This is a genomic window from Azospirillum sp. ST 5-10, from assembly GCF_051225715.1.
Lineage (GTDB): Bacteria > Pseudomonadota > Alphaproteobacteria > Azospirillales > Azospirillaceae > Azospirillum.
The window spans coordinates 21,488-33,433 of the sequence record NZ_JBPJSP010000020.1 but is presented as its reverse complement, the minus strand read 5'-3'; the positions used below and the strand labels follow the sequence as shown (position 1 = coordinate 33,433).

Here is an 11,946-nt window from a genome sequence, read left to right as displayed (position 1 = left end):
CCCGATCCCATGAGCCGCACCTACCGCATCGGGCAGATCGTGCCCAGCTCCAACACCACCATGGAGACCGAGATCCCGGCCATGCTGCGCGCCCGCGAGGCGGTGCGGCCGGAGCGCTTCACCTTCCACTCCAGCCGCATGCGCATGCACCGGGTGGTCAGGGAGGAGCTGGAGGCGATGAACCGCGAGGGCCTGCGCTGCGCCGCCGAGCTGGCCGACGCCCGGGTCGACGTGATGAGCACGGCCTGCCTCGTCGCCATCATGGCCATGGGCACCGGCCACCACCGCACGGTGACCCGCGAGCTGACCGAGGTGGCCCGCGCCAACCGCTGCGAGGCACCGGTGATGACCTCGGCCGGCGCCCTGGTGGAGGGGCTGAACGCGCTGGGCGCCCGGCGCATCGCGCTGATGGCGCCCTACACCCGCGAGCTGACGGAGCTGGTGGTCGCCTACATCGAGGCCGAGGGCATCGAGGTGATCGACTGGCGCGGCTTCGGCATCCCCGACAACCTGGAGGTCGGGCGGCGCGATCCCCTGCGGCTGGTGGAGGACGTGCGCGGCCTGGACACCAGGGGGGCGGACGTGGTGGTGGCCTCGGCCTGCGTGCAGATGCCGTCCCTGTCCGCCCTGCCGGTGATCGAGGAGATGCTGGGCATCCCGACGGTGTCGACCGCGGTCTGCACCGTGCGCGGCATGCTCGACCGCCTGGGCCTGGCGCCGGTGGTGCCGGGGGCGGGGGCGCTGCTGGCGGGGTGAGGGGGCGGGCGGCGTCGCGCTCATCGACCCGCCCCGCCGCCGCCCGCGAAGAAGCTCGCCAGCTCCCGCGCCAACGCGGCCGGCTGCTCTTCGGGTATGAAGTGTCCGCAGAACGACATCGTCCGGCCGTGGACGGTTTCCGCGAAGGTGCGCAGGGGACCGGCCATGTCCGCGATCGAGCCCTGATCGGCACCGACCGCCAGGACGGGCATCGGCAGCTTGCCGCCATGGCTGAGCGCCCGGTTCTGCCCGGCCGAAACCGTCGTCGCGCGATAGAAGGCCAGACCCGCCCTCAGTCCGCCGTCCTTCACGAAGACACGCAGATACTCGTCGATCGTCGCATCGGAGAAGGTCTCCGGGTTTGCCGTCTTCCGCCGGAGAAACCAGTCGAGATACGCGCGCTCACGCCCCGTGATCAGCATTTCCGGCAGGTCGGGGATCATGTGGAACGAGAAATGCCAGGTTCGCCACGCCCGGTCGGGAGCCGTGGGAAGCGCCTCGGGCAGCGTGATGCCGGGGATGCCGGCATCGAGGAGCGCAAGTCGTTCGACGGCGTCCGGATGGAGCGCCGCAAGGGGGTAGGCGACCCAGGCGCCGACGTCGTGCCCGGCAAGGGCGTAACGACGCTGTCCCAGCGCCTCCAGCAGGGCATGAACGCGGGTGGCCACGGTGCGCGTGTCGTAGCCGTCATGCGGGCGGTCGGAATCGCCCTGCCCGGGAAGATCGGGCGCGATGATGTGGAAGCGGTCCGCCAGCAGCGCCATGACGTGACGCCAGGCGAACCAGCTCTGTGGGAAGCCCGCCAGCAGGACGAGCGTCGGCTTGGCGGGATCGCCGCCCGACACGTAATGCAGCCGCAACCCGTCGATCGTGCGGAAGCCGTGATGGAAGCCCGGCAACGCCGGATCGGCACGCGACGCCGGTTCGCTGTCGACGAGGGTGGATGTCTCGATGGTCATGACCGATGCTCCTTGGGGAACTGGGACGGGGAGGCCGGGGCCGGAAAGAGGAGGCGGATCAGTGCGACCGCCGAGGCGGCGAGGCCGAGCGTGCAGGCGGCACGCCAGCCCCAGGCCACATAGGCCCAGGAGGCGGCCGCCGAGCCGAGCGCCCCGGCCGAGAAGTAGGCCGCCATGAACAGCCCGTTGAGACGCGCCCGGACGCCAGGGTCCAGGGCGAACACGTCGCGCTGCGCGAAGACGGCGTGGGCCGTTACGCCGGCTCCGATGAGGATGGCTGCGGCGACGAGCAGCGCCACGCCGCTCCAGCCGGCCGCCGCCGCGATCGCCAGGGCGAAGCCTGCGGCGACGCCGAGCACGGCGGTCGCCGTGCCCGACCGGTTGAGCGTGCGATCGGCCGCCCATCCGGCGACCGGTGCGGCGAGCACGCTGGCGAAGCCGGTCAGCGAATAGAGGGCGATGCCGCCTTCCGAGAGATGGAACCGATCGCGCAGGACCAGCGGCACGACCGTCCAGAAGGCGGCAAAGCCGAAGAACAGATTGGCGTGCACGAATGTGCGCCAGCGGATCACCCGACTGTGCAGGAACAGCCCCGGCAAGCGCGCCATCATGCCGGCGTAGGTCTCGGAAGAGGGGCGGTGCCTTCTTGGCAGAGCGACCATGAGGCGCAGAGCGATCGCTGCGGTGAGGGCCGCGGCGACGACCATCATCGTCCGCCAGGAGGAGACCTGCGCAACGACGCCGGCGGCGGGGCGCGCGAACGTGATGCCGAGCATGAGGCCGGAGGTCACCATGCCGATGACGCGGCCTTGCTGCTCCTTCGCGGCGAGATGGGCGGCGTAGACGACGATGAGCTGGACGGCGACGGCGCCGAGCCCGACCAGCAGCGCGGCGGGAAGCAACATCGCCGCGTTCGTGGACGCACCGGCGGCCAGCAGCGCGGCGACCGCGACACCCAGCACCGAAAGGACCAGGCGCCGATTCTCGACGAGATCGCCCAGCGGCACGACGAGGACCAGCCCGACGCCGTAGCCGATCTGCGTCATCGTCGCGATCAGGCCGGACGCGCCCTTCGCCATGCCGGTCGACGTGGCCACCAGCGCGGCGAGCGGCTGAAGATAGTAGATGTTGGCCGCCACGACACCGCACGCCGTCGCCAGCAGCAGGGTCGGCACACGGCCCGGCGCCGCACCGGCTCCCGAATTCGGGAATGATCGCTCAATATTATGGCGCACGGAATCCATGACGCATCGCCTCCAGGCGTTGTCAGCGCTGCAGCAGAAGGATGAGTTGTTCGGCGGCGGGCTCGAGGTCCGCGCGCTCCCGTCCGAGCTTGCCGACGACGCGGAACCCCTGGACCAGGGATAGGATCATTCGCGCGGTTGCCGCATCGTCGAGGTCCGGCCGGATCGATCCGTCGCGCTTTCCCTCTCTGATCAGGCCGGCCAGAAGCGATTCGAGGTCGGACAGCGAGGAGGCCGCCCGCGCCGCCGCGTCGGCCTCGCTGGAGGCGTCCACGGCAGCGTTGATGACCATGCAGCCCGCGCGCCCTTCCAGGCCCGTCGCCGAAACCACGTAGTGGTCGAGGAACGCCCTGATTCTGGCGAGCCCATCCGGCTGCCGGTCGAGCTTCGCCCGGAGCTCCGTGGCGCGCAGCGTGATGTAACGGTCCAGCGCCGCACGGAAAATCGCACGCTTGTCGGCAAAGGCTTTGTAGATGCTGCCCGGGGAAAGCCCCATGGCCTGTCCGAGATCGGACAGCGAAGCGCCATGGAACCCCCGTCGCCGGAACACGGAGATCGCGGCGTCCATGACGTCGTCCATCGCGAAGCTGCGGGGACGGCCAACTGCTTTCGGTTCGGTCATGAGCCGGAGTATAGGGAACGATCACTCCCTAATCAACCCCGCTGTCGGCGCGGATGCGCAAGCGCCGGGACCACGGCCTTCCCGGCCCGAGGACGGAGCAGACGCGCAGAAGCGCGTGGCCCTGCGGGCTCCCGGCCGCCGCCGACACGGCCTGGGGGCCGTCAAGCGGCCGTCGCCTTCGTCGTGACGAACGCCGTGACCTCCAGGACGCGCCCGCAAAGCGGAAGGCGTTGCGGCCCGCCTGTTGCGTCCGTCGGTTCCGAACCGCGGCGACAGGCCGTCGGGGCACAGATGGGATGGTTGCGTCTGGGAGCCTGTCTCGGTCCTAGAGCAAGATTCACGCTTTTGGCCGGATCGGCCAAAAGCGTGAATCTTGCTCTAAACTCCAGGTGATTCCACCTGGAGTGATCCCGCTCTAGCGACGGGGACCGTCCGCAGGCCGCACGCCGGATACCGCCGTCCCGTCGGCCTGGCCCGAGCGGGGCAGACGGGCAAAGCCGTCCGGAAAGAGGTCCTTCGCCGTGTCGGCCACCAGGAAGCGGAACGACGCGTCGGTCGGCTGGACACGCCCGATCGACCGGTTTGCGGCGGTGGCGAGGGTCGCGCTGCCGCGGCAGAAGGCCGCTTTCAGAGCCACGGTCGACATCAGCCCACGGAAATCCGGCTTGGCCTGCCTGGTCGCGCCGGTCAGCGCCCCGGAATCGCGGCAAAGATCCCGATCGAAGGACCGGTCCGCGTCGTGGAACAGAAAGACGATGCGGTAGGGCGCCTGAGGATCGTAGGTCGCGTGGCGGGTGAAGTTGAGGCGCCGGTCCAGCAGCCCGGCTGGCAGCGCATCCGCCACGGCCCGGGTCAGGGCCCGCGGCCCCACGTTCGCGGCGGCGCCCGCCACCACCAGGGAAAATCCGCTGTCCCGTGGACCGACGGTCGTGAGGTCCTGCGTCATTGCCGGGTGCGCGAAACACGCGGCGAACGCTCCCGCCAGGAAGGCGCACGCGAGATGGAGACGCCCGGCGCCGGCAGCATGGCGTCCCGGGACGCCATGCGTGGCGGCCGTCGGCGCATGGCGGGGAGCCGGTCCGCGCGACGGCGCGGGCGCGCGGGCGCGGCCACCGCGGCTCGTTGCGGGTTCGGATTCCGGCGCCCGCCTTGGTGGCACCGGACGCACGACTTGCTGCGGCTGCGGACCGGGCTGGCGCGCCACACCGGTCCGGCGCATTGCCGCGGCGCGCAACTGGTCGCGAGCCCGCGCCAATCGCGACCGCACCGTGCCGACCGGCACCCGGAGGCGTGCCGCCGTTTCATGATAGCCGCGTCCCTCGATCGCCATCATCCGCATGACCTGGCGGTGTGCGGGCGACAACCGGGCGAAGGCCTCACCGGCTTCCCGCAGTGATACCTGCCATTCTTGCGCCGGCGCGGCGACCACCAGATCGTCGGCCAGGGGCGTGTCGACGACGCGCCGGGCGTGCCGCACGCTGTTGAGATGCAGATTCTTGAGGATCGTGCAGAGCCACGCCCGGAGGTTGGTGCCGGCGGCGAAGTGCTGGCGGTGCCGCAGCGCGCGCTCCATGCAGTCCTGGACGAGATCCTCGGCCCGCGCCGCATCGCGCGCCAGATGCCGCGCGTAGCGCTGGAGATCGGGCATGCAGGCGACGAGTCCCCGTTCGAAATCGAACGTCATCGTGTGCTCCTCGAGTGTTCGGCAACCGCCGCCATCGTTGCGGCGGAGCGTCCGCACCGGCCGCCGCGCGTTGCTCTCGGCGGTGGCCATCGGAACGGTCCGGCGACGGGATACCCGGCTGAAACGGGGGAGCGGCGCGGCCGTTGCGCGGCCATGGCCGTCTGAAACATCTCGTAACAGACCGGAAACCGGACGGCAAAATTGCCGTCCGCCGGGTCGCCCGGACCGGTTCAGGCGCCGGGTGCCTTGGGCAGATGGATGGTGACGGTCAGACCGCCGGCGCGGCGGTTGGCGAGCGTTATGTCCCCGCCATGGGCCCGGACGATGGAGCGGGCGACGGTCAGCCCCAGCCCGAATCCGCCGGTTTGCCGGCTGCGCGAGCCGTCACGGCGGTAGAACGGCTCGAAGATCTTCTCCCAATCGGCTTCCGGCACCCCCGGCCCGTCGTCGTCGACGTCGATGCGGTAGCCGGCCGCACCGTCGACGATAACGACGTGCGCGCGCTCCCCGTAGGCGACGGCATTCTCGACGACGTTGCGGACGGCGCGGCGCAGCGACAGCGGCCGGCACCGAAGGGGCGCGTAAAGTATGCCGTCGAACCGAACGTCCTTCCCCGTGTCGGCCATGGTGTCGCACACGGACTCGATGATCGACGCGACATCCGCGTCGCGCGACTCCTCCTCCCTGCGATCGTCGCGGATGAAGGCCAGGGTGGCGGACACCATGGCCTCCATCTCGTCCAGGTCGGCCATGATGCGGTCCCGCAACTCGTCGTCCTGGACGAACTCGGCGCGCAGGCGCAGCGTCGTGATGGGATTGCGAAGGTCGTGGCTGATGGCGCCCAGCATGTTGGTCCGGTCGGCGATCAGCCGGCGGATGCGCCCTTGCATCTCATTGAAGGCCTCGGTGGTGTGGCGGATCTCCCGGGGGCCGTGGACCGGCAGCGTGGGGGCGGAGACGTCGGTGCCGAGGCGGGCGCTGGCCTGCTCAAGTGCCTGGAATGGACGCGTCAGCGCTCGCGCCAGGACCACCGACGCCAGAATGGTCGCACCGCTCATGATCAGCGCGGCGGCGATGAAACGGGGACTGAGCGCACTCCAGCGGTCGGGGGCGATGATGACGAAGTTGACCCAGCTTCCGTCCTCCAGGCGGCTCGACACGAGGACGACGTGCTCCATGGCGTTGCGCGGCGGCCTGTCTTTTCCGCCGGCATACGCGGCGTGCAGGGCGACGCCGGCAAGCTCTGGCTGCAACGTGCGCAGGCGCTCCTCGAACTCGGCCAGCGTGTCGTCGTCGTCGCTGGTCGCGGCGACGAACGGAGCGATGCTCCACTGCGCTCGAACGATCCGACCGGAGAGAGAATAGGCCTCGCTCTGACGGTGTTCGCGCGCCGCCGCCGCCACGCTCTGCCGGATGGAGGCGAGCCGCTCGGCGAGAACGGCCTGTCCGTTCACCCCGACGTAGTCCGGAACGCTGGCCCGATAGACCAGCCAGCTGATGACTTGGGACGCCGCCAGGGCGATGAAGATGATGGTGACCGCCCGACCGACAAGCGTGTCCGGGAGCAGGCGGTTCACGGCCGATCCACCGCAGCGGTGAACATGTATCCGACGCCACGGATGGTCTTGATCAGCGGATTTACCCGATCCTCGTCGTGGATCTTGCGCCTCAGCCGGCTGATCTGGACGTCGACGCTGCGATCGTAGGAGGTGAACACCTTGTTGTGGGAGAGCTCGAGCAGCCTCTCCCGGCTCAGCACCGCCTGCGGGTTCTCGGCGAAGGCGAGGAGGAGGTCGTATTCCCCCGTCGTCAGGTCGATGATGATCCCGGAACGCGAGATGAGTTCCCGGCGGACCAGATCGAGGGACCACCCTTCGAAGGTCAGGACGTTCCCGGCCGGGCGCGTTCCCTGCGTTCCATGGGCCGGGGCCGAAACCCGCCGCAGCACCGCGCGAATGCGCGCCAGCAGTTCCCGTGCATTGAAGGGCTTCGAGACGTAGTCGTCGGCGCCGACCTCGAGGCCGACGATGCGGTCCGTCTCCTCCCCCATGGCCGTGAGCATGATGATGGGCACGGACGAGGCACCGCGAATCTCCCGGCACAGCGTGAGGCCGCTCTCGCCCGGCAGCATGAGGTCGAGGACAACGAGATCGACGGCGGCGCCGGCCAGCGCCTCGCGCATGGCGGTGCCATCGGGCACGCCGGTGGCCCGGAAGCCGTGCTGACGCAGGAACCGTCCGAGGAGATCGCGGATTTCCGAATGATCGTCGACGATCAGAATGTGGGGCGTGGCGTTCATGGGCGTGTCGGACTGCGCGGATGGAATGGTCCCTGCCAACGAACAAAGCGCCAGGGCCGCATAGGTTCCGGGACGGTGATCGCGCGTGTCCAACCACCCGTGCCGAGCGTCGCTACCCCTCATTCGCAGGGAGCCGGAGACGGGGGTCGGGGGTCGGTCCGGGTGAGAGGGGACGCCCGGCGCCACGGCGGCAGGGGCGTTCCGTCGCTCGATCAAGGAAGGAGGACAACCATGCGCAGGGACCTTCTCGGCGCCATGTCCGCAATCGTCCTGATGGCCGGACCGGCCGCGGCCCAGCCTCTTGCCGGTGACGCCACCGGCGCAGCCGACGCGACAGTCGGCCAGCCGCCGGCGTCGATGCCGTCCTCCGACGCGGAGCGCGAGGTACGGCGCGCGGACGGCGCTTCGAACCGCATGGAGATCGGAGACGACCGCGGCACCGGGGCGGATGCAACGACCCGGGACGATGGCGGGGCCACCCTGTTGTCCGGCGCGCCGCCCGTCAAGCCGGATGCACCGGCGGCCGGTGCCCCCAGGGGTATCGCCAGCGTCGACGAGCTGGTGGGCAAGACCGTGGTGGACGGCAACGACGAGACGCTCGGCGAGGTAGAGGACGTGATCCTCGCCCCCGATGGTCAGGCCCAGCGGATCGTTCTGTCGCGCGGCGGCCTTCTCGGCATCGGTGAGAAGCAGGTCGCCATCGACTTTGCGCAGATCGAGACCCGCTCCGACAGCGACGATCTGTACGCCTCCGGCCTGACGCGTGACCAGGTCAAGGGCATGCCCGAGTTCCAGTACGACGACAGCATGGCCTCGCTGAACCGCGATCGGCAGGCGGGCACCGACGATCACCCCACCGGCCCCGCCGATCCGCGGTGACGGCGCATCGCCCGGAGGCGCGCCCCCAGGGGCTCCCGTGGCGTCGTTGACGCCGGCGGTCGGGGCGGGCACGCCTCGCCGACACCTCGGGGATCGGCCGATCCCACGGCGTCCCCAACCGAAGACGAAATTCCTAAAAATGGAGGATGGAATGCGAAACTTTCTTCTGATGTCGACGATCATCTGGACCGGCGTCGCGCTTTCCGCGACCGCCGACGCCCAGCAGACGGTGCAGCAGCCAGGGCAGCCCACCGCCCAGCAAAGCCCGATGAATCAGCCGTCGGGCACGGCCGGCCAACCGGCTCCCGGAGCCGGCACCGTCGACCCGCGCCGTCAGGGCGACGCCGACCGTACCGACATGAACGCGGCAGGGCGCGCCGCGGACGAGGCCGACCGCGCCGAGATCCAGGTTCGCCAGTCCGAGCCGCGCATCGAGGTGGAGCAGAAGTCGCCAAGCGTCCACGTCGATCAGCCTCGCCCGGAGGTGACGGTCGAGCAGCCCCGTCCGGAAGTGACGGTGCAGCAGCCCGAACCCCAGGTGGAGGTCGAACGCTCCGGCCAGGCGCAGGTCGAGGTGCAGCAGACCGGCGAGCCCGACGTGCAGGTCCGGCAGCCCGGCCGTGCCGATGTCGACGGCGAGGAGCACGACGGCCGAAGCCGGGCCGAGACCGTCCGGACGGGCACCGGTGCCGAGGCGGACCGTTCGGACTCCGCGACCGCGCGCACCGATGACGACGCCAATCCCGGCGACCTGATCGGTCGCGACGTCGTGACCTCCGCCGGCCGTGACATGGGCGACGTCGAAAACCTCATCGTCGACGGCGAGGGCCGGATCCAGGCCGCCGTGATCGAGTGGGGCGGCTTCCTGGGCATCGGTGAAAAGGCCCGGATCGTGCCGTGGGAGCAGGCGCGCCTTGACGACGCCAACGATCGCCTGATCGTCGATCTCTCCGAGGACGAGATCAAGGCGTTGCCCGAGTACGACGGTGACGAGTCTCTGGCCGAGGTGGGGCCCAACACCCGCCTCGTGGACTAAGCGGCCGGACGGTTGCCGTGCTCCCTCCCGCGGCCTCTTCGCGGGAGGGAGCTTCGTCGCCCGGGCGGGCCGTTTGTTTTCCTGACAAGCACGAACGCCTACATCCTCACAAACAAATCGGCTTTATGCCTGAAATTCAGCAAAAATGACACTATAAATTTAACGTTTTGCGCTGTCATATTGCGGTGTCGCAACGTTATATTTAGATATTTACTTGGAACTCGCCGTCTTACTTGTTTGTTTATTGCCTGCCGGCCGTGATCGCCGTGCGATTGCCGGCAGATGGCGACAGGACGCTCACGTGTCAGGGGAGCCGCTCCCGAAGCGTCCGGTCATTCATTCCAGAACGAAGGAGGATTCCATGAAAAGCCACCGACTGCCCGTTCTCGCCGCCGCCCTGCTGATCGGCAGCGCATCCGTGGCGCTTGCCCAGCAATCCACCGGTCCGGGCACGCCGCCGTCCGGCCAGGCCGGCGCGACGTCGTCGATGCCGTCGACCTCGGACAGCCAGCTCGACGAACGGGATGGATCGCCGAACGTCGGCGCCTCCGGGCCCGGTTTTTCGGATGGCGCCTCGTCGGGCGGCAGCTCGGGGAACTCGTCCTCGGGGACCGGCGCCGCCGGCACCGCCGGCTCGGCCGGGCCGAACTCGGGCTCGGGCCAGCAGGGCATGTCGCCGGGCATGCCGGGGCAGGGCATGTCCGGCACCGCCGGCGGCGGGACGGAGACCCACACCGCGTCGGGCAAGGTCGACAAGATCGACAAGGACAACAAGTCCCTCACCCTCGACAACGGCGACCGCTACTCGCTGTCCGACGTCGCCAGCCTCAGCGGCATCGACGAGGGGGACGACGTCGACATCACCTACCGGAACGACGGCGGCGATCGGAAAGCCATGACCGTGATCGAGGGTTCCGGCAGCGGCTCTTCGACGTCGGGCGCGACGACCGGCAGCGGCTCGGCTTCCGGTTCGAACAAGGACTGAGGCCGAAACGGGGCGGCCGGTCCTCGGGGCCGCCGCTCCACCCGCCGATCGAACGGTCGGCGGGCCGGGACAGCGCGCGGGGCGGCGGGGCCCCGGCGCCATCCCACTCCGGAGCAACGAAGGAAAGCCATCATGCTGAAGATCCTGGGTTGGATCGTCGCCATCATCTTCATCATCGGACTGCTGGTGGTGACCGGCGTGCTCAAGCTGATCTTCTGACGGCGCCACAAGGGATCCGATGCCACCGAGCACGCGGAAAGCGGAGGCCGGAGGTGCTGGAGGGCATTTGCCGTCCCTGACCCCGGTGCGCGGGATCGCCGCCCTGTGGGTGGTCCTGTACCACTACAGCTTCCAGTATTTTCCCAATCTCCATCCGGAGGCCTACACCCATCTGGTGGAGAAGGGCTATTTGGCGGTCGACCTGTTCTTCATGTTGAGCGGATTCGTGATGACCCACGTCTATCGCGGATCGTTCGGCAGGGGCACGGTCGGCGGGTACCGGGATTTCCTGAAGGCACGCATCGCCCGGCTTTATCCCCTGCATCTGGTCGTCCTTGTGCTGTTTGTCGCGACCGCCCTGGGGTCGCGGGCGATGGAGTATGCCGCCACCGGCAGCTTCGAGATGATCCCGCTGGAAGGCAGCCGGTCGCTGGGAGCCCTGCTGGCGAACCTGTTCATGCTCCAGGGCCTGGATGCCGGCTCGCTCAGCTGGAACTACCCGGCTTGGTCGATCAGCCTGGAGTTCATGGCCTATCTGGTCTTTCCGTTCCTGCTGCCGTGGATCTGGCGGCTGGCTCCGGCCGCCAAGACGATGCTGGCCGGGGTTCTGTTCGCCGTCCTCGCGTGGCTGGACCTCGCCGAATGGAACGACTTCAATCAATGGGACGGACCCCAGACACTGTTGCGCTGCCTGCCGGAGTTCCTCCTGGGCACGCTGCTGTACAGCGCCTTCCGCAGCGGACGGGCGGGCGTTCTTGCCGGTGACGGGATGGCCATCGGCTTGGCCGCCGGCATCGTCGTGCTTCTGCACGCCGGAGCCACGGATGTCGCCCTCGTCGCGCTGCTTGCCGCGTTGATCCTGGCGCTCACCGTCAACACGGGACGTGTCGCTGCGCTGCTCAACGGCCGAGCGCTGGTCTGGCTCGGCGACGTCTCCTATTCCCTGTACCTGATCCACGGCCTGGTCCAGTACGCGACCACCACGTTGCTGCTGCAGGGACTGGGCATCCGAGACCGTGAAGAGTTGTCCGGCGGTTGGTCGCTGGTACTCCTGGCGGCCATGGTCATCCTCTCCCTGGTGCTGGCCGGGCTGAGTTACCGCCACGTCGAAGTGACGGGGCGGCGCTATCTGCGGCGGCTCATGGACGTCCGACGGCCGCACAAGGACGCCGGCGTGTTCGGACCGGAAACGCCGGTCAGCCGGCCTTCAACCGGAGAGGGAGCCTGACGGCACGGAATTTCGTTTGGGCGCCGACGCCCATC

Annotated in this window: 11 protein-coding genes; 5 read left to right on the top strand and 6 right to left on the bottom strand. The window is 69.3% G+C overall.

The genetic code is table 11. The features are described 5' to 3' along the window. The first annotated feature begins 9 nt into the window (after positions 1-9). A complete protein-coding gene (locus ACSBPG_RS20530) occupies positions 10-756 on the top strand; it encodes a maleate cis-trans isomerase family protein (protein ID WP_435539073.1) in 747 nt (248 codons plus the stop codon). Positions 757-776: 20 nt separating this feature from the next. Here ACSBPG_RS20530 and ACSBPG_RS20525 read toward each other — a convergent pair whose 3' ends face one another. The 6 genes from ACSBPG_RS20525 to ACSBPG_RS20500 all read right to left on the bottom strand — a co-directional run bounded on the left by ACSBPG_RS20525 (position 777) and on the right by ACSBPG_RS20500 (position 7,564). Further along, positions 777-1,715, bottom strand: coding sequence for an alpha/beta fold hydrolase (locus ACSBPG_RS20525; protein ID WP_435539072.1), 939 nt, complete (start codon positions 1,713-1,715; stop codon positions 777-779). Then, positions 1,712-2,959 carry an MFS transporter gene (locus tag ACSBPG_RS20520; protein ID WP_435539071.1) on the bottom strand — a complete coding sequence of 416 codons (1,248 nt, stop codon included), beginning with the start codon at positions 2,957-2,959 and terminating at the stop codon, positions 1,712-1,714. The genes ACSBPG_RS20525 and ACSBPG_RS20520 overlap by 4 nt, the downstream gene beginning before the upstream one ends. 22 nt (positions 2,960-2,981) lie before the next feature. After that, the gene (locus ACSBPG_RS20515) at positions 2,982-3,539 is read right to left on the bottom strand and encodes a TetR/AcrR family transcriptional regulator (protein WP_435539070.1); all 558 of its coding nucleotides are present in this window, start codon (positions 3,537-3,539) and stop codon (positions 2,982-2,984) included. Between the two features lie 457 nt (positions 3,540-3,996). Then, a complete protein-coding gene (locus tag ACSBPG_RS20510; protein ID WP_435539069.1) occupies positions 3,997-5,355 on the bottom strand; it encodes a sigma-70 family RNA polymerase sigma factor in 1,359 nt (452 codons plus the stop codon). A 140-nt stretch (positions 5,356-5,495) separates the two neighbouring features. Further along, on the bottom strand, positions 5,496-6,842 hold the full coding sequence (locus ACSBPG_RS20505) for an ATP-binding protein (protein ID WP_435539068.1): 1,347 nt from the start codon (positions 6,840-6,842) through the stop codon (positions 5,496-5,498). Further along, the gene (locus ACSBPG_RS20500; protein ID WP_435539067.1) at positions 6,839-7,564 is read right to left on the bottom strand and encodes a response regulator; all 726 of its coding nucleotides are present in this window, start codon (positions 7,562-7,564) and stop codon (positions 6,839-6,841) included. The genes ACSBPG_RS20505 and ACSBPG_RS20500 overlap by 4 nt, the downstream gene beginning before the upstream one ends. A 231-nt stretch (positions 7,565-7,795) precedes the next feature. Here ACSBPG_RS20500 and ACSBPG_RS20495 point away from each other — a divergent pair, with 231 nt between their 5' ends. The 4 genes from ACSBPG_RS20495 to ACSBPG_RS20480 all read left to right on the top strand — a co-directional run bounded on the left by ACSBPG_RS20495 (position 7,796) and on the right by ACSBPG_RS20480 (position 11,911). Beyond that, the gene (locus ACSBPG_RS20495; RefSeq protein ID WP_435539066.1) at positions 7,796-8,443 is read left to right on the top strand and encodes a PRC-barrel domain-containing protein; all 648 of its coding nucleotides are present in this window, start codon (positions 7,796-7,798) and stop codon (positions 8,441-8,443) included. 151 nt (positions 8,444-8,594) lie between these two features. Further along, on the top strand, positions 8,595-9,479 hold the full coding sequence (locus ACSBPG_RS20490) for a PRC-barrel domain-containing protein (protein ID WP_435539065.1): 885 nt from the start codon (positions 8,595-8,597) through the stop codon (positions 9,477-9,479). A 301-nt stretch (positions 9,480-9,780) separates the two neighbouring features. Continuing rightward, positions 9,781-10,464, top strand: coding sequence for a DUF1344 domain-containing protein (locus ACSBPG_RS20485; protein ID WP_435539064.1), 684 nt, complete (start codon positions 9,781-9,783; stop codon positions 10,462-10,464). Positions 10,465-10,750: 286 nt separating this feature from the next. Continuing rightward, a complete protein-coding gene (locus tag ACSBPG_RS20480) occupies positions 10,751-11,911 on the top strand; it encodes an acyltransferase family protein (protein WP_435539063.1) in 1,161 nt (386 codons plus the stop codon). The last annotated feature ends 35 nt before the right edge of the window (positions 11,912-11,946 follow it).